11 protein-coding genes are annotated in these 19,210 nt (G+C 33.8%); 8 read left to right on the top strand and 3 right to left on the bottom strand.

Annotated features, from left to right (window positions below):
- Positions 1–15 precede the first annotated feature (15 nt).
- The 8 genes from ACHRVL_RS07495 to ACHRVL_RS07460 all read left to right on the top strand — a co-directional run bounded on the left by ACHRVL_RS07495 (position 16) and on the right by ACHRVL_RS07460 (position 15,778).
- Positions 16–2,199 carry a M1 family aminopeptidase gene (locus ACHRVL_RS07495; RefSeq protein WP_395411569.1) on the top strand — a complete coding sequence of 728 codons (2,184 nt, stop codon included), beginning with the start codon at positions 16–18 and terminating at the stop codon, positions 2,197–2,199.
- 89 nt (positions 2,200–2,288) lie between these two features.
- Positions 2,289–4,148 carry a hypothetical protein gene (locus tag ACHRVL_RS07490; RefSeq protein ID WP_395411567.1) on the top strand — a complete coding sequence of 620 codons (1,860 nt, stop codon included), beginning with the start codon at positions 2,289–2,291 and terminating at the stop codon, positions 4,146–4,148.
- Between the two features lie 175 nt (positions 4,149–4,323).
- Complete coding sequence (locus ACHRVL_RS07485; protein ID WP_395411565.1) at positions 4,324–5,364, top strand: LacI family DNA-binding transcriptional regulator; 1,041 nt, start codon at positions 4,324–4,326, stop codon at positions 5,362–5,364.
- A 798-nt stretch (positions 5,365–6,162) separates the two neighbouring features.
- A complete protein-coding gene (locus ACHRVL_RS07480) occupies positions 6,163–9,246 on the top strand; it encodes a SusC/RagA family TonB-linked outer membrane protein (RefSeq protein ID WP_395411563.1) in 3,084 nt (1,027 codons plus the stop codon).
- A gap of 9 nt (positions 9,247–9,255) precedes the next feature.
- Positions 9,256–10,953 (top strand): RagB/SusD family nutrient uptake outer membrane protein, encoded by a 1,698-nt coding sequence (locus ACHRVL_RS07475; protein ID WP_395411561.1) that lies wholly within the window; start codon positions 9,256–9,258, stop codon positions 10,951–10,953.
- Positions 10,954–11,044: 91 nt separating this feature from the next.
- Positions 11,045–12,361, top strand: a complete 1,317-nt coding sequence (locus ACHRVL_RS07470; RefSeq protein WP_395411559.1) for a DUF3472 domain-containing protein — start codon at positions 11,045–11,047, stop codon at positions 12,359–12,361.
- A 116-nt stretch (positions 12,362–12,477) separates the two neighbouring features.
- Entirely contained in the window at positions 12,478–13,833 is a 1,356-nt protein-coding gene (locus tag ACHRVL_RS07465; protein WP_395412176.1) for a Gfo/Idh/MocA family protein, read from the top strand.
- Positions 13,834–13,918: 85 nt separating this feature from the next.
- Positions 13,919–15,778, top strand: coding sequence for a beta-galactosidase family protein (locus tag ACHRVL_RS07460; RefSeq protein WP_395411556.1), 1,860 nt, complete (start codon positions 13,919–13,921; stop codon positions 15,776–15,778).
- Between the two features lie 62 nt (positions 15,779–15,840).
- On the opposite strand, the gene ACHRVL_RS07455 is transcribed toward ACHRVL_RS07460, so the two are convergent.
- From ACHRVL_RS07455 to ACHRVL_RS07445, 3 genes are all read right to left on the bottom strand, one after another.
- Positions 15,841–16,242 (bottom strand): OsmC family protein, encoded by a 402-nt coding sequence (locus ACHRVL_RS07455; RefSeq protein ID WP_395411554.1) that lies wholly within the window; start codon positions 16,240–16,242, stop codon positions 15,841–15,843.
- A gap of 58 nt (positions 16,243–16,300) precedes the next feature.
- Positions 16,301–16,891, bottom strand: coding sequence for a nucleosidase (locus ACHRVL_RS07450; RefSeq protein WP_395411552.1), 591 nt, complete (start codon positions 16,889–16,891; stop codon positions 16,301–16,303).
- 190 nt (positions 16,892–17,081) lie between these two features.
- A complete protein-coding gene (locus ACHRVL_RS07445) occupies positions 17,082–19,154 on the bottom strand; it encodes a LysM peptidoglycan-binding domain-containing protein (RefSeq protein ID WP_395411550.1) in 2,073 nt (690 codons plus the stop codon).
- Positions 19,155–19,210: the final 56 nt, after the last annotated feature.

Genomic DNA, 19,210 nt, shown 5'->3' with positions numbered 1-19,210 from the left:
ATATACTTACACAAAATGAATAAAAATTTTATAAAATATACTGTTTTAAGCTTAGTTACTTTGGCTTGCCAAAACATTCAGGCTCAAAATACTGAGAAAGACAAGGAGCAGTTAGCTATTTACAGAGCAACTCCACTAAAAGTTCACGATCTGGTACACACAAAATTGGAAGTGTCTTTTGATTATGGAAAAAGACATTTGTACGGAAAAGAATGGCTTACTTTAAAACCGCATTTCTATGCAACAGATTCGCTTACTTTGGATGCAAAAGGAATGGATTTTAAAGAAATTTCGATCGTAGAAGGAAAGAAAAAAACACCTTTAAAATATACTTACGACAGCGAACAGCTTTTTATTAAACTGGACAGAAAATATAAAGGTTCTGAAAAATATACCCTTTTTATTGATTATACGGCAAAACCAGCAGAACTGAAAAGTAAAGACGGCGAATCGATTACAAACTCAAACGGATTGTATTTTATTAATCCTGACGGAAAGGGAGATAAACCAACACAAATATGGACTCAAGGCGAGACTGAAGCTTCGTCTTGCTGGTTTCCGACAATTGACAAACCAAATCAGAAAACAACTTCTGAAATTGCTATGACAGTTCCATCAAAATATACCACTTTGTCAAACGGTAAATTAACTTCACAAAAAGTAAATAAAGACGGAACAAGAACGGACACTTGGAAAATGGAACAGCCAAATGCACCTTATTTGTTTATGATGGCTGTTGGAGATTTTAAAATCTATAAAGATTCGTATAATGGTAAAGAAGTCAGCTATTATTTAGAGCCAAAATATGCGCCCTATGCCAAACAGATTTTTTATAAAACGCCAGATATGATGAATTTTTACAGTAAAATGCTTGGCGTAGAATATCCTTGGGCAAAATATGCACAAATTGTTGTGAAAGATTATTTTGGAGGTGCTATGGAAAATACTTCAGCGACAGTTCATGGCGAATATGTACAAAAAACAGAACGAGAATTATTAGATGATAATCAAGAAAGTACAATTGCTCACGAACTTTTTCATCAATGGTTTGGAGATTATGTAACAGCTGAATCGTGGTCAAACTTAACAATGAACGAATCTTTCGCCACTTTTGGAGAAGTACTTTGGCACGGTCATGATGCCGGACAAGATGCGGAAGACAGATCCCGTTATGAGAAACTTCAAAATTATATGCGTTCTCAGAAAAATGGTAACAGTCCTATTTTAGCACGTTTTCATTACAAAAACGCAGACGATATGTTTGATAATATCAGCTATTCTAAAGGTTCTATCATTTTGTATGCCATGAAAAACCAAATGGGTGACGAAGCATTTTTTAAAGGATTAAATCATTATTTAACAACAAATGCTTATAAATCTGGCGAACCGCATCAGCTGCGTTTGTCTATGGAAGAAGTAACTGGAAAAGATTGGCTGCCTTATTTTAATCAATGGTATTTTAATGCAGGAAGTCCTATTCTGGATGTTAATTACAAATACGTTAACGGAAAAATCATCATTACTATCACTCAATCTCAGGATAGTGCTGTGCAAACCTTTACACTTCCTTTAAAAATTGATTTTTACGTAAACGGAACTAAAATAAGAAAGGATATTTTAATTAATAAAAGAGAACAAAGTTTCAGTTTTGACCTTCCTTCAAAACCTGAATTTATAGATTTAGATCCAGATAAAATCTTAGTTGGCGAAGTTAATGTAGATAAAAAAACTGCTGCTGATTATCTGTACCAATATAAAAATGTGCCTTCTTACTACAACCGAATTGAAGCTATAAAATTTGCATCAAAAGATAAAAGTCATGATTCGCAGCTTGTATTATTAGCAGGTTTAAAAGATCAACAGGATGATTTGCGAACATTATGTATTAAAGGAATTGATTTAGGAGATCGTGAAACAAAAGATGCAGCCATTAAAACATTACTTGACATTGCTAAAAATGATTTAAAAACAAACGCCAGAGCAGCCGCTATTGTAAAATTAGCTTCAACAGGAGATACGTCTTATAAAGCACTGATGATTGAGAGCACAAAAAATCAATCTTATAATGTAATTGCTGCCGGAATTTACGGATTGTCAAAATTCTCAACTCAAGAATCAGATCAAGCTTTAAGCATTTTAGATGATGATACAAAAAATCACCTGACACCAATTATCAAAAAATTTAACAACCAAAAATAGCACCTATAAATCCGTTATTATATTAACAAAAACTGAGGATACAGTTGAGACTTTTAATAACACGGATTTTGAAATAAAGTAAAAGAAACATGCATAAACTTTTTCTAACATACATCTTCTTCTCTATAATAACCATTTGTACCGCACAAAATAAAGTCAAAAAAATAAATGTAAAAGACTACGGTATTACGGCTGGCACTAAAGAAAATCTAACCTCAAAAGTCAACAAACTTATTGAAGGATTAGGCAGCGAGCCCGTAGAAATTATTTTCCCTAAAGGCCGATATGATTTTTACCCAGATGCCAATTATTATAGAACTTACTACGAAAGTAATACTTATGATGCAGCTGTTAGAAAACTAGCTATACTTATAAAAGATAAAAAAAACATAACCATAAATGCACAGCAATCAGATTTTGTTTATCATGAACACATGCAGCCTTTTACTTTAGACAATGCTGAAAATATTACGATCAAAAATGTAAATATCGATTGGGATGTTCCTCTAACTTCTGAAGCTGAAGTTGTAGAAGCCGATGAAAATCATATCGTTATGAAGATTGATATTACGCAATCTCCTTATAAAATTCATGAAAAAGGATTAACGTTTGTTGGCGAAAATGCCAATGAAAATTGGGCATTATCTGGAGGTTCATGGTTAATTGAATTTGATAAAAACCACATAATCCCTGCAAATACAGGAGATAATGGTTGTGTAAAAGGAGATCTAAAAAATGTAAAATACAGCGAAATCAAACCTGGATTGGTGCTCATGCAGGGAAAATTCACAAAAACTCCTGCAATTGGAAACTTTCTTATATTAAGACATGGTACAAGAGATCATGCTGGAATGTTTTTATTTCATAGTAAAAACACCAAATTAGAGAATATCAATGTATATCACACTTCTGGTTTAGGCATTTTGTCTCAATATTGCGAAAATATAGAAATGCGAAACGTGAACATGATTCCAAACCCGCATAAAAACCGCTATTTAAGCGGTCACGATGATGGATTACATTTTATGGGATGTAAAGGCGAAATCATAATTGACAATTGCGATGCACAAGGCTTAATGGACGATCCTATTAATATTCATGGAACTTATGTACCGGTTATACAAAAAGTTGATGACTTTGCTGTAAAATGCAAATTTGGGCAAGATATGTCGCACGGATTATTATGGGCGGTTACAGGCGATAAAGTAGGTTTTATACAGAAAAAAGAAATGGGAACTACAGCTTATGGCACCGTTTCGAGTTTTGAGCCTTTAGATGTGGATCATTTCATTATTAGATTTAAAGAAAAAATTCCAGCTGATCTTGATACTGGTTTTGTTTTAGAAAACCTAAGCTGGACACCTAATGCAACAATTACCAACTGTTTTGTTGGCAGTAATAGAGCTAGAGGTTATCTAATCTCAACTCCAGGAAAAGTAATTATCGAAAATAATATTTTTGAAACCAGCGGTTCAGCAATTCTTATTGCAGGCGACGCTAATTATTGGTACGAAAGCGGTGCAGTAAAAGACATTACCATCAAAAACAATGAATTTAGATATCCTTGTAATTCGTCTTATTATCAATTCTGCGAAGCCATTATCAGTATTTACCCTGAAATTCCACAGCCAAATGCTGCACAGCCTTTTCATAAAAACATAAAAATAGAAAACAATAGTTTTAATCCATCAGACTACCCTATTCTATATGCCGTATCTGTAGATGGATTAAGCTTTAAAAATAATACTATTAAAAGAAGTTTTGCATTTACACCTTGGTATCCTGAAAAATACAATTTTAGAATCGAGGCGTGTAAAAATGTAGAAATCAGCGGTAACAAAATAGGAAAAGAGGTTTTAGGAAAAAATATTCTTCTAAAAGGAATGAAACGTGAGGAGTTAAACTTAAAGAATACTGAATTGAGTGTTGAAATCGCAAAATCAATTTAAAATTTCATTACCGCATTTAAAATAAAACAAACCATTCGGTTAGTTATAATTTAATGTATTGAAAATAAATTTAAACGCTGAAAAAGTTGGAATTATCTATTTTCTATGCATTAAAATTATATACACTTATTAAATTAATAGACAAATAAACGTATCGTTTTTATACAACAATTTTATGGATAGAAAACATACTATTAAGGACATTGCTAAAATGGCAGGAGTTTCAAAAGGAACTGTTGACAGAGTATTGCACAAGCGCGGAAAAGTTTCGCCGCTTGCTCTTGAAAAAGTAAATGAAGTATTAAACGTAATTAATTACGAGCCAAATCTTATTGCCCGAAATTTAAAAAACAATAAAGTTTATCATATTTGCATTCTTCTTCCCGACCCAAAAATAGATCCGTATTGGCTTCCTTGTCTAAAAGGAATTAAAGAAGCTGCACAGGAATTTAAAGCCTACAATTTACTTATTGAGACTTTTTACTTTAATCCAGAAAAAACAAAATCATTTTTGAGCATCAATGAAACTATTATCGAGAAATCGCCCGACGCAGTTTTACTGGCTCCGCTATTTCATAAAGAAACACTTGATGCAATAAAAAAATACGAATCCTTAAATATTATTGTAAATACGTTTAATAATCAGGTCGAATCGGCTGCTGTGAAAAATTTTGTTGGACAGGATTTGTACCGAAGCGGTCGTGTAGCTGCAAAATTATTAAACACAATCCTTGATAAAGGACACATTGCCATTATACATATTGACGAAACCTACAAAAATGCTATTCATATGCAGGAAAAAGAAAGAGGATTCAGATCCTTTTTCAGTCAGAAAAATAATTTAGAATATAAGATTACTACATTAAAACTAAAAAACCCAAATCTAGAAGTTGCTCTAAAAAACTTCATCAATGAAAATCCTGACTTATCAGGCGTTTTTATAACTACTTCTAAAGCGTATCAAGTTTCTAAGATTATCAACAAAATTAAGGATAAAAGAATACGCATGATAGGCTATGATTTAGTTGATGAAAACGTAACCAATTTGAATCAGGGAGTAATTGATTTCCTAATTCATCAAAATCAAAAAAGACAAGTTTATTTAGGCATTATATACCTTATAGAGCATTTTCTGTTCCGTAAAGAAACTCCGGCAGTAACTTTATTGCCAATTGATATAATTAATTCTGAAAATGCTGATTTTTACCGTGCATAATTTTCAATCAATCTTTCTTGTTCCTTATTCTTTTTTAATTACTTCACATAGCGATCTATTTTAGCATCAATCGATCTAAAATATACTATTCTATTTCAAATTATCAGATTAAAAAAACAGGCAAAAAACATTCAAAAAATCAGGCCTGATTTTAGTAAAGTTTCAGCTCCAAATAGAAAAGAAATCAGGTCATTTTTTAAACTCTAAAATTTAGAAAACACGCCCTATTCTATCTTTCTAAAAAGCTGTTGACATTCAAACTTTTATTTTTGAATTAACCTCAGTTTCAGATTCTTTTTTACCTGTATCAGAAAACCCTAATTATGCAAAAAAATGCATAATTCGAACTACCAGAAAGTTTAATTTATTACTAGACTTTTTGATTCATAATTGCGATATTCTCATAAATACAAACAACTATTTTTCATTTTTTAAATATTAAATATTCAGACTGAAAATCTGACTAAAATGAAGAACTCACCTTGAAAGCAATTTTCTTAAAAATATCGTATCTATTTAAGTCAAAAAAAACAGTTTGCACAATTTTATGTGCTCGAGAACACAAATATCGTGTGTTCGAGCACATTTTTTGTGTTTTTTCTTGGTTAATAAAAATATAATCGATAGTTTCGTCAAATAATAAAGTTTTTAAGCGATTTTTTTCGCCTTTTTTTGATCTATTTAAGCATCTTTTTAGTTAGCAAAAACCAAAAAAAATAAACACTAGAAAACTTAAATAATTAAAATAAAAACAACCAGACAAAAAACACATTTAGTAACCAAAACCAAATCAAGAGTATGAAGAAGGTATTCTCAAAAAAACCTGAAAATTTCAGGTTGCATACTGTACTTGAAAAAACTTTAAAAACAACATTATTATCTCTGTTGTCCTTAAGCTTTCAAATTACAACTGCAGCACCTGCAAAAGAAATTTCGACAAATGAAACCAGTTTCCTGGCATTTCAAAAAATTGTAAAAGGTAAAGTTGTAGATGAAAAAGGAATTCCTGTTCCTGGAGTAAATGTTAATATAAAAGGCACTACAAAAGGAGTGCAAACTGATATGGATGGAAGTTTTGCCATCGAAGTTCCTAATGACAGCGCTATTTTGGTCTTTACCTTTATGGGAATGCAGGATCAAGAAGTTCCAGCTGGAAACGGTATTCTGAAAATTGTTATGAAAGAAGCCGGCCAGCAAATGGACGAAGTTGTTGTTGTAGGATACAGCAAAGTAAAAAAAGAAAGTTTGACAGGTTCTTTGCAAACTTTAGACAATAAAAAAATTGTAGATGTAACTACACCTAATGTTGAAAATATGCTGGCAGGAAAAGCTACCGGCGTATTTGTAAATACAGGTGGCGGACAGCCAGGAGCAGCAGCTAAAGTAATCATTAGAGGTAGAACAACTGTCAATGGAAGTACAGACCCTTTATGGGTAATTGACGGAGTTATTGTGGGGAATACTTCGGCAAATGTAAATCCAGCTGATATTGAAACCTTGACGGTTCTTAAAGATGCAGCTTCTACGGCTGTTTATGGATCACAAGGAGCAAATGGGGTAATTGTAGTTACTACTAAGAGTGGAAAAAATGGAAAATCAACCATTAATTTTTCTGCGAAAACTGCCATGACTTCTATAAACAATGGAAATTTCAAAATTATGAATGGCTCCGAATTATATGATTTATATGATTCATTTGCAAACAAAGAAACTTTTCAAAATGTTTGGTGGTGGAAACCGGAATTAAGAAACAAAAACTTTGATTGGTGGGATAATGCAACTCAAACAGGTATTGCAGAAGATTACAACTTATCATTCAGCGGCGGTGGTGAAACCTTTAAAAGTTATGTTTCTGTAGGTCTTTACAACGAAACAGGGGCTATAAAAGGGTACGACTACAAAAAATACAACGGTCTTATGAAGTTTGAATACAAACCAAGCAGTTGGTTTACTTTAAGACCTCAAGTAAATTTAACTAGAGAATCTGTTTTAGACAAACAACATGATGTATACGCTTTATATGCAAATATGCCTTGGGACAGTCCTTATTTAGCAGATGGCACTTTAGTAGGAAATGCACCAAACCCAACTTGGGTAAACACAACTGGATCAAATTACTTATATGATTTACAGTGGAACAGCAATGAATCTGAAACATACACTGTTCGAACTAATCTTGATTTTGACATTAAGTTTACAAAATGGTTAACTTTTTCATCTGTAAACAATTACATATTTGGTAATTCAAATGCAAGTTATTATACTGATCCAAGATCAGCAAATGGGATTGCTGTAAAAGGAAGAATTGAAGACAACTTCGATACTTATAACAGAATATATACTAATCAGTTATTAAAATTCAACAAATCATTTGGCAGCCATTCGTTTAATGCTATTGCTGGTTATGAATGGAATGAATACAACAAAAAATTCAGCCAAGCTATTGCAACAGGAATTCCTCCTGGAATTGTAGCTCCTGACGCTGCAGCTGTTCCTGAAAAAGTAGCGGGTGGAAGATCACAATGGGCAGTTCAGTCTTTATTATCAAATGTAAATTATTCGTATGATAATCGCTATTTAGCACAAGTGTCTTTCCGTCGTGATGGAGCATCAAACTTTGGAAAAAATGCACAATATGGTAATTTTTATTCTATAAGCGGTGGATGGAACATTCATAATGAAGCATTCTTTCACGCAGATTACATCAATAATTTAAAACTTAGAGCTAGTTATGGTTCAGTAGGAAACAGACCTAATAGTTTGTACCCTCACCTGCCTTTATATTCTTTCTCAAAAAGCAGCTATAATGAAAGTCCAGGAGCGTTAATCTCACAATTAGCTAATCCTGATTTAAGCTGGGAAAAAACGTTTACAGGCGGTGTTGGTGTAGATGTAAGCTTCTTTAAACGTGTAAATATTACTTTAGACTACTACAATAAAAATACTTCTGATTTATTGTACCAAGTGCCGCTTCCAGGTGTAATTGGAGTGAACAGTATTTGGAGAAACGTAGGCGCAGTAAACAATAGAGGTTTTGAAGCTTCTGTTAATGTTGACATCATCAAGAATGAAAACTTAAACTGGTCGATAGATGCCAATATTGGTACTAATAAAAATAAGGTAACAAAACTATACGGTGATAAACAAGAAATCATTGTAGGTGACGGAAGTGGTGCTGCAGGTTCTGCAAACAAACTTTTAAAACCAGGAAATGATGTTGACAGCTGGTACGTAACGGAATGGGCTGGCGTTAATCCTGAAAACGGAAAACCACAATGGTATACTACAAATACTGCGGGTGAGCGTGTAAAAACAAGCAATTATGGTGAAGCTTCTAAATACAGAAAAGTAGTTGGAGCCTATACTCCAGACTTTTTTGGAGGATTCTCTACTAGTTTAAACTACAAGAAATTTGATTTTGCTGCTATTTTCAGCTATTCAGTTGGTGGTGAAATCTATAATTATGCGAGAGCAGAATTTGATTCAGATGGTGCTTATAATGACAGAAATCAAATGAAACTTCACAGCGGATGGAGCCGTTGGGAAAAACCAGGAGATATTGCGACTCATCCACAGGCACTTTATGATAACAACAGCCAATCAAACAAAGCATCATCTCGTTTCTTAGAAACAGGTACTTACTTAAAAATGAGAAGCATCACTTTTGGATACAATATGCCGATTGAGCGTCTTTATATTTCAAATTTAAGATTATATATAGCTGGAGAAAACTTGTTTACCATCAGTCATTATTCTGGTGTTGATCCTGAACTCCCTCCTACTTACAACTCAGCAAATCAACAATATACTATTACAGGTGTAGCAACACAAGTATATCCTTCAACGCGCAAAATTGTACTAGGACTTAACGTAACTCTTTAAAACAAAATCATGAAAAAAATATTTATATTATGTATGGCAATTAGTTTTCTGTCCTCATGTGATTTAGACAGAGAGCCATTTGGTTCCTATACAAAAGACAAAATCGAAGAAGATAAAGTAGCAGCTGTAGAAGTTTTATTAAACGGCTGTTATGCACAATTAAAAGGCTGGTCTGATGTTATGCACAGAGTTGGAGAATATCCAAGTGACAATATCATGATTAGAGGAACATCTACAGATTCATTCTACTCTTTTATTTCGTATCAACATATTCCAGACAACGATAGATTATCTGTTTTTTGGAACAACAGTTATAAGATTGTTTCACAGTCAAGTGATTTAATTAAAATGATTACAGAAGGTGAAAGCGCGACTGTAGATCAACAACTTGGAGAAGCGTATTACTTAAGAGGCATGATCTATTTTTACTTATGCCGTACTTATGGAAGACCTTATTCGCAATCGCCGGAAACTAATTTAGGCGTGCCAATTGTAAATGGGTTGCCAGCAGACGTAATTAATCTTGTATTACCAGATAGATCAACAGTAAAAGATACTTATGCACAAGCGATCAGCGATCTTAAAAAAGCAGAATCTTTAATGACTGTTGACAGATCTGCAGCTTATGCTACAAAAGAAGCAGCACAGGCAATGCTTTCAAGAGTATACTTATATATGAGTGGTACCTATGAAAATCCTAATCAGGATTATGCAACACTATCAATCGAATACGCTAACAAAGTAATCAATAGTGGGAAGTATAAACTATTGAGCCGTGAAAGTTTTATGAAATCTAATACTTATGCACCGGATTCTGATGAACAAACCGAAACTATTTTTGCCGTTAAACGAGTAGCTTCAGAATTTTCAGGTTATGATCATTATTATGGAATTGGCGGTATGTATGCTAACATTCAAGGTCAAGGATGGGGCGAAATGTACGCAAGTGCAAAATACTTGGATTTATTAAGAAAATCAGGATTGAAAAAAGATGCTCGCTGGGCTTTTATTGACCCGCAATACGATACAGACGAAGCTGGAACCAAAACTCAAGCATTCCGTTTTATCTACGACATTAAAAATACAAGCGGCACGCAAACTGGCTATAACTATATGCAGCAGCCTCTTAAAACAAATTCTAATGGTTCGTATTATATCACAATTGGATCTACAGATTATAACTTAACAGTAGTAAATGCAGCGGAAAATCAGTATTCAATTGTATATGAAGGAAAAACATATACAGGTGAAAAAGATTATATGATGTTGTTAAACAGAGTTTATCCTATGTATTATGTCACCAAATGTTCTTTACAAAATAATGACTCTCACTTGTACTCCCCTTCTATTTCAAAATTAGATGAATTGTATTTGAATATGGCAGAAGCTTATGTTAAAAAAGGAGATTATAACAGTGCATTGACGAACTTAAACATTATCCGTTCAAGATCAATCGTTGGCGGCGGCTATACATCATTAGACAATACAAATGCAGTACAGCGTGTAGACGAAGAACGTCAATTAGAACTAGCTTTTGAAGCACACCGAGGTTATGATGTTTATAGAAACGGACAAACGATGACACGTCACTATCCAGGACCGCATTTACCAATGGTTGACTGGCCGGCTTCAAGCCCAAGAGTAGTACAATATATTCCGCAGTCAGAAATAAATGCTTATCCAGGAACACTGACTCAAAACCCATAATTGTTTAGAATTGTTTTTGTTTTTGAAGCCTCTCTAATTTGGTTCATTAGAGAGGAACTTCAAAAAAAGAAAACCTAAATTACCTATATCTATGAAAAACATATTCTGCTTAATCCTTGCTTTAGCCGCTTTTTCCTGTACAGCCAGCAACGACATTTTTAGCGAAAAAACAAGTTTAGAAAATCCAAAAACCAAAATTTCGCTGCCACTTGCCGGTAATGCTTATAGTTCTAAACATGTAGACGAAAGCAATACAATTACAGATAACGGTATTGAAAACTGGACCAATTCTGATGAATATTTCACCGCTTATTTTAGAGTATCAAAAGCAGGAAATTTTCAAATTACTATAGAAGAATCTGTACAAGTTTTTGGAAAATCAGAACTTGAATTTTCAATTAACAATGAGGCTAAAAGAGTAAAATTTACAACATCAAAAAAAGCAGTTACAGCGGGAACTTGGAAAATAAACCAAGAAGGATATGTTGCCGTAAAAATAAAAGGAATCAGCAAAACAGGTGATCGTTTTCCGTCAATTAATCGCTTAACGATTTCAAGTGATGATTACGATGCAAAAATTGCTTTCGTTCCTAACAACGAAGGAAACTTCTACCATTGGGGGCGTCGCGGCCCATCTGTGCACTTAAACTATCAAGTTCCAGAAAACACGAATGCAAAATGGTATTACAACGAACTTACTGTTCCTGAAAACGAAGACAAAATTGGTTCTTATTTTATGGCAAATGGTTTTGGAGAAGGATATTTTGGAATTCAAGTAAATTCAGCTTCCGAAAGAAGAGTTTTATTCTCTGTTTGGAGTCCGTTTACAACAGATGATCCAGCTAGTATTCCTGAATCACATAAAATAAAAATGCTAAAAAAAGGCGAAAATGTACATACCGGCGAATTCGGAAACGAAGGTTCAGGAGGACAGAGTTACCTAAAATACAACTGGAAAGCAGGAACAACTTATAAATTTTTATTACAAGGATTTCCACTAAACAACAACACAACAACTTATACAGCCTACTTTTACGCACCAGAACAAGGAAAATGGCTTTTGATTGCGAGCTTTAACCGTCCGCAAACCAATACGTATTTAAAAAGATTTCATTCATTTCTAGAGAATTTTGTTCCAGAACAAGGCGATTTTTCTCGTAAAGTCTTATTTAACAATCAATGGATTTGCGACGAAAAAGGAGTTTGGTTAGAAATTAATTCGGCGCGCTTTACAACCGACAATACGGGTGCAAAAGAATACCGAATGGATTTTGCAGGCGGACTTGACGCTAATTCTTTTTATTTAAAAAATGGGGGCTTTTTTAATAATTACACAACGCCAAAAACAATTTTTTCAAGACCTTTAGCAAATAAAAAGCCAGAAATAAATTTTGAAGCTTTACCCTAATCGGACTTAAAAAAACACAAATACAAAAACAATAATTCCCGATAATCAGCATTTAGATTATCAATCATTTTCAAATCAAATTAATTCAAATTATGAAAACTAGTATTTTAAAATTCATGTTAGCTGCCTGTCTTTTGTTTGGATGCACAATCGCGTCGGCACAAATGATCAAAACCAAAACGCCGGCTCGTGCAAAAGGACAACAAGATGTACTGCAATTAGCAACTACTCCAATTCCAACTGTTCGTGTAGCCTTTATTGGTTTAGGAATGCGTGGTCCTGGAGCTGTAGAACGTATGACACATATACCGGGTGTCGAAATTGTAGCACTTTGCGATATGCTTGAAAAAAACACACAATCGTCTAACGAAATTTTAACCAAAGCTGGTTTTCCTAAAGCACAAGAATTTTTTGGAGATGAAAATGCATGGAGAAAAGTAACAGCGTTACCAAATGTTGATTTAGTTTACATCGCTACAGATTGGAAACACCACGCACAAATTGGTGTTCAAGCAATGAAAGACGGAAAACACGTTGCTATTGAAGTTCCAGGTGCAATGACAATGAAAGAAATCTGGGATCTTATCGATACTTCAGAAAAAACGCGTAAGCACTGTATGCAGTTGGAAAACTGTGTGTATGACTTCTTCGAGCTTACCACTTTAAACATGGCACAACAAGGTTTATTTGGAGAAATTCTTCACGCTGAAGGTTCTTACATTCATGGTTTACAACCATTTTGGGGAGAATACTGGAACAACTGGAGAATGGATTACAACATCAAACACCGTGGAGATATCTATGCAACACATGGTATGGGGCCAGCTTGTCAAGCATTAAATATTCACCGTGGAGACAAAATGAATTTCTTAGTTTCTATGGACACTAAAGCAGTTGGAAACCCTGCTTACATCAAAGAAAAATCTGGAAAAGAAATTAAAGATTTTAGAAACGGTGATCACACCATGACTATGATTCGTACTGAAAACGGAAAAACAATCCAAATTCAACACGACGTTACTTCTCCTCGTCCGTACAGCAGAATGTATCAGTTAAGCGGTACAAAAGGTTTTGCAAACAAATATCCATTAGAAGGATACGCTTTAGATGGTAAATCATTAAGTGATGACGTAAAACCAAATCATGAAAAATTAAACGCTCACTCATTTGTTCCAGAAGAGGTTAAAAAAGCATTAATGGAAAAATACAAACACCCAATTGTAAAAAATATCGAAGAAAAAGCTAAAAAAGTAGGCGGCCACGGCGGAATGGATTTCGTTATGGATTACCGTTTAATTTACTGTCTTCAAAAAGGACTTCCTTTAGATATGGATGTATACGATTTAGCGGAGTGGTCTTGCTTAGGACCTTTAACAGAAATTTCTCTTGATAACGGTTCTGCACCAGTCGAAATTCCTGATTTCACACGCGGCGGATGGAATAAATTAAAAAAATTAGAATTCGCGGAATAATTTTATTGGTTAGTTAGTAGAGCAAGAGGGCGCAATTTTATAGCGCTCTTTTGTTTATTAAAAAGATTTTTAATTACTTTGAAAAATGAAAAAAGTTTACTACACCCTCCTATTTGCCTTTATTACACTGTTTTCTGTATCAGCACAGCAAAAACAAACTTTCGCTATAAGCGGAGGAGATTTTTTATTGAATGGAAAACCAATACAAATTCACTCAGGTGAAATGCATTACTCGCGTATTCCACAGCAATATTGGCGTCATCGTCTAAAAATGATGAAAGCCATGGGACTAAACGCCGTTGCAACTTATGTATTTTGGAATTATCACGAAACTGCTCCTGGTGTATGGGATTTTAAGACCGGAAATAAAAACTTAGCAGAATATATAAAAACAGCTCAAGAAGAAGGATTATTTGTAATTCTTCGTCCAGGTCCGTACGTATGTGCTGAATGGGAATTTGGCGGTTACCCTTTTTTCTTGCAGAATGTACCTAATATGGTTATTCGCGGTAACAACGCGGCATATTTAGCAGCTACAAAAGCTTACTTCACACAATTATACAATCAGGTTAAAGATTTACAAATTACCAAAGGCGGCCCTATTATCATGGTTCAGGGCGAAAACGAATTTGGTTCGTATGTTGCACAGCGAAAAGATGTTCCTTTAGAAGAACATAAAAAATACAGCGCAGCCGTATTTCAGCAATTAAAAGACCTTGGTTTTGAAGTTCCTTTTTTCACTTCAGACGGAAGCTGGTTATTTGAAGGCGGTGCATTGCCAGGCGCATTGCCAACTGCAAATGGTGAAAGTGATATTGCAAAATTAAAAGAGGTTGTAAATAAATTTAATAATGGTCAAGGGCCTTATATGGTTGCCGAGTTTTATCCAGGCTGGTTAGATCATTGGGCAGAACCTTTCCCTACTCAAAAACCTGAACAAACTGCTCGTCAGACTAAAAAATACTTAGATAATAAGGTTTCATTCAACTATTATATGATTCATGGCGGTACTAATTTCGGATTCACTTCTGGAGCTAATTACGACAAAGAACACGATATTCAACCTGATATGACCTCATATGATTATGATGCTCCTATAAGTGAAGCAGGATGGGCAACTCCTAAATACAATATGTTAAGAGAGTTACTTAAAACAAACGAAACTCCTGCAATTCCTGAAAAAATGCCAATTATCGAAATTCCGAAAATAGCATTAACAAAAACAGTTGATTTAGCCGATTTAAAAGCAAAAATAAGCCCAGTTTACGAAGATACGCCACAAACCTTCGAACAATTAAATCAAGGCGATGGCTACGTTTGGTACAGTAAAAAGTTTACACAGCCAATCAGCGGAAAACTTGAGTTAAAAGGATTGCGCGATTATGCGATTGTTTATGTTAACGGAAAAAAAATAGCAGAATTAAACCGATACTATAAAAAATACGATTGCGAAATCGACGTGCCTTTTAATGCTACTTTAGATATTGTTGTTGAAAACATGGGACGTATTAATTATGGTTCTCAAATCAACGAAAATAACAAAGGAATTATAAGCCCTGTAATTATTAATGGTCAAACTATTACAGGCGATTGGGAAATGTACAAATTGCCTATGAGCCAAGAACCAGATTTGACAGCTTATAAAAATTCAGGCAAAATAAATCGTCCTACTTTATACCAAGGTACTTTTACACTTAGTAAAACAGGAGATACCTTTTTAGACATGCGTGATTGGGGTAAAGGAATTGTATTTGTAAACGGAATCAACATTGGCCGCTATTGGAGTGTTGGACCGCAGCAAACTTTATACCTTCCGGGATGCTGGCTTAAAAAAGGCAAAAACAATATTGTAATTTTTGAGCAAAAAAATGAGACACTTCAAAAAGAACTTAAAAGTATAACTACTCCAATTTTAGAAGATTTAAAACCTGAAAAAGGACAATAATATACAAAAGCAAAAAAGCCATTCACAACAATGAATGGCTTTTTTTTTATGCAAATAAAAAATTACTTCCAGTTGAAAGTAACTCGTTTTTCAATTTCAGGATTTAAGCTAAATAAAACCGGACAAGTCATTGCTGCACGTTCTAGGATAGTTCTGTTTTTCTCATCGGTAACACCATTCATTTCAAAAACAATTTCGATTGCACCAATACGACGTGGTTCTGCATTCATAATTTTAGTTACTTCAGCAGTCGAATCGATTAAATTTACTTCCATATCACGAGCTTTAATTCCCATAATCGTCATCATGCAGCTTGCCAAAGCATTTGCTACAGTATCTGTTGGAGAAAAAGCTTCTCCTTTTCCGTTATTATCTAAAGGTGCATCTGAGATAATTTCACTTCCAGATTGCACATGTATTGATTTTGTTCTTAAATCACCTAAATAAGTTACTTTTGATGTCATAGTATTGTTTTACAATTATTTATATTCTTTTTTTAAACTGCTGTTATTATAGAGATTACTAATCTAATCCTAATTTAAAAAGACTTCCATAAGCCAATGCCGCTTTATGAACCTGAACCAGCCAGTCTTCGGCAGCATTATCATCCGCACCATCCGAAATATATTTTAAACATAAAAACGGGATACCTTCTTTCATTGCAATCAGCGCCAACGCGTAAGCTTCCATATCTACAACATTATACAAGACTTCAGAATGCCCCATTTCAAAACTATCTCCAGTTCCGCAGATTCCTTCCTGTAAACCATTCATTTTTAAACCATATTCAAAAACTGTCGGCAGACCAGAAAATGGAGTTTCGTAGAGATCGTATCCTAAACCTCGAACATCCATATCTCTTTGTATAAATTTCGTACAGCAGATAATATCACCTTTCTTAAAAAAATTACTTCCAGCAGATCCAAGATTAACAATTAATGAAGGCTTCTTATGCTGCAAAACTTTCGACAATTCGTAAGCAGCATTCACCTTTCCAATTCCGGTCATAATCGTATTACATTTTTCAAAAACATCGGCTGCTTCAGCTTTCAAAGCAAAAGAAAATAATATATCCTCTATTAAAAATGACTGTTCGTGGTTTATTTTTACCATCAATTTATTTTAATTTTTGATATGCAAAAATACCATTTTTAATCTCTCACGACAGTCTATATCACGATTCTTTTAAAAAATCACAAATAAAAAATCCGTGCTGCAAAAAAGCAGCACGGATTTTTTATTCTATATCCAAAATTAAATAATTAGTGAACTTTCAAATTTAATTATTGGACTAATACCAGTATTAATTTGCAGTTTTTAAAGTTAAATCAGAGTCATAATATAAAATGTAGACCCCTTTATTAGCATGTCCGCCATCTTCCTTTTTATAAAACTGAAACTTATTCTCCACTTGTTGTGTAGTCATTAAATCTGCTGTTTCTTGATATGTTTTTCCTTGAACCAAACGCATCATCGTATCAAAAGTTACATCAAAACCTCTTGTTGCATATGTATTTGGATAGATTTTATTTTTTAATCTATATTCTTTCTTAAAGATTGAAACCGCCTGATCATCGCTGTCACGAGTAACTGAAGGATACATTAATTTAAGTTTTACTAAATTGTCAAAACTAATCTCATCTGTATCAAGCGTGCTGTTCGGTTCTAAAATTACCAATTGAACTTGACACGTTTTTTGTGCATCCAATAACGCTTTAATTGTTGTTTTTATCATTGCCGTATTTGCTGTTTCCATCACCACATAATTCATTCGGTTTGGCAGTAACAAGCTTTTTAAATTTGCAGCGTCTAAACCTCCTGCCTCAGTCAAAGCGGCAAAAACAACTCCTTTTTGATTTTGTTTAATATAACTGATTACTGATTCTTTTTTCTTGTCTACAACAGCAACAATATTACCATTTTTAGCGCGCATATAATCAAAAACAGTATTTCGAACAACCTCATTTGACGGTATAGTTTGATATAAATTTTCGATTGGGTTCGCAGCATCTTTTGATAAAGGCGAAATAACTGGAACATTATACAATCTTAATGTATTTGCAGTAGATTCGGCATTATTTTGATAAAATGGTCCCACAACAGCATCAGCATCTTGCAATTTTGGAATTAAACTTGAAATATTTGATGTTGTTTTTGTTTCCTGCGAATCATAGATCGAAACATCAATTGGAAGTTTTAAAACTTTCGCAGAATCGATAGCCATCATTGCTCCTGAATAAAAATCAAGAGTCATGTTTAAAAATTTATCTGTTTTCAAGCGAGCGGCAGTTCCTGTTGTATCACTTTGTAATTTAGCCAAATTAAACGGAAGCAGTAAAACCACTTTTTTACGGTCTCCTTGTCCTCTTTTTTTACTAAGTTCTACTATTTCAGGATTTACAGAAACAGTTTCAGATTTTACTTTGTCTACAATTTGTATTCCTCCACCAGATGTTTTATTTTCCAGTATTTTTTCAACTGGCTGTTGTTGCACAATAATCGGGGCCGGCGCTAAATATCCTGTTGGAACTTTTAAAACCATTCCTTCTTTTACACCTTCTGAAAGTGCAGGATTAAGTGCCGTTAATTCTTCTTGCGATAAATGAAACGTTCTTGATAAGCTGTAAAAAGTTTCTTTTGGCTTTACCTGATAATCCATGTAGCTAACTGCTTTTTTTGCAGTTTCAGCAGGTTTTTTAACTTCTTCATGCTTAGTAACATTTGCAGCAGTACTTTCCGTTTTAGGAGCTGTTCCTTTAATCGTCAATCTATATCCAACTGGCAGATTTGAAACGATATCTGGGTTTCTTTTTTCTAAATCTTCAACCGTAGTTTTATATTGTTTTGCAATAGAATATTTAGTTTCTTTTGGCTGAACATCATGGTATACGTACTTTTCTTGTACTTTTTCTTTTATTTTTTTATCTGCGGCAGCTGCAGTTTTTGAAGCAGATCCTTTTGCAGGAATTACTAATTTCTGACCAATTTGCACGCCTGTTTTTTCAAGAAACGGATTTGCCGCTTTTAATGCTTCATCAGAAATATTATATTTTTTTTCGATGCTGTAAAACGTCTCTTTTGGCTGTACTTCATGAATAATTTCTTTTGAACTTTCGGTCGTTTTTACCGCAGCAGCTGTACTTTTTACCGTATTTTTCACAGCAGTTGTAGGAATTAATAAAACGGAATTGGGTACTAAACCTCTTCTTGCATCTGGATTTAATTCGTAAATATCAAAAGGTGTAACCTTAAATTTCTGTGCAATCTGATTTATTGTTTCTCCACTCGAAACAGTATATTTTACTACCTTTTCCTGAGAAAAAGCAGAACAGGTTACAAAAAAAACAAGGAATAATAAGGTCGAAAGATACTTCATAATATGGCTTAAAACAATTTAATTTCTAATTCAATTAACAAGATAATAATTTCTTT

Source organism: Flavobacterium sp. FlaQc-28 (assembly GCF_044007415.1).
Classification (GTDB): Bacteria; Bacteroidota; Bacteroidia; order Flavobacteriales; family Flavobacteriaceae; genus Flavobacterium.
This window is presented reverse-complemented; position numbering and strand designations above follow the sequence as displayed.

Bases quoted from the DNA above. Each gene is read 5' to 3' on its own strand.
- ACHRVL_RS07495 (WP_395411569.1), top strand. From the start codon at position 16: ATGAATAAAAATTTTATAAAATATACTGTTTTAAGCTTAGTTACTTTG.
- ACHRVL_RS07490 (WP_395411567.1), top strand. From the start codon at position 2,289: ATGCATAAACTTTTTCTAACATACATCTTCTTCTCTATAATAACCATT.
- ACHRVL_RS07485 (WP_395411565.1), top strand. From the start codon at position 4,324: ATGGATAGAAAACATACTATTAAGGACATTGCTAAAATGGCAGGAGTT.
- ACHRVL_RS07480 (WP_395411563.1), top strand. From the start codon at position 6,163: ATGAAGAAGGTATTCTCAAAAAAACCTGAAAATTTCAGGTTGCATACT.
- ACHRVL_RS07475 (WP_395411561.1), top strand. From the start codon at position 9,256: ATGAAAAAAATATTTATATTATGTATGGCAATTAGTTTTCTGTCCTCA.
- ACHRVL_RS07470 (WP_395411559.1), top strand. From the start codon at position 11,045: ATGAAAAACATATTCTGCTTAATCCTTGCTTTAGCCGCTTTTTCCTGT.
- ACHRVL_RS07465 (WP_395412176.1), top strand. From the start codon at position 12,478: ATGTTAGCTGCCTGTCTTTTGTTTGGATGCACAATCGCGTCGGCACAA.
- ACHRVL_RS07460 (WP_395411556.1), top strand. From the start codon at position 13,919: ATGAAAAAAGTTTACTACACCCTCCTATTTGCCTTTATTACACTGTTT.
- ACHRVL_RS07455 (WP_395411554.1), bottom strand. From the start codon at position 16,242: ATGACATCAAAAGTAACTTATTTAGGTGATTTAAGAACAAAATCAATA.
- ACHRVL_RS07450 (WP_395411552.1), bottom strand. From the start codon at position 16,891: ATGGTAAAAATAAACCACGAACAGTCATTTTTAATAGAGGATATATTA.
- ACHRVL_RS07445 (WP_395411550.1), bottom strand. From the start codon at position 19,154: ATGAAGTATCTTTCGACCTTATTATTCCTTGTTTTTTTTGTAACCTGT.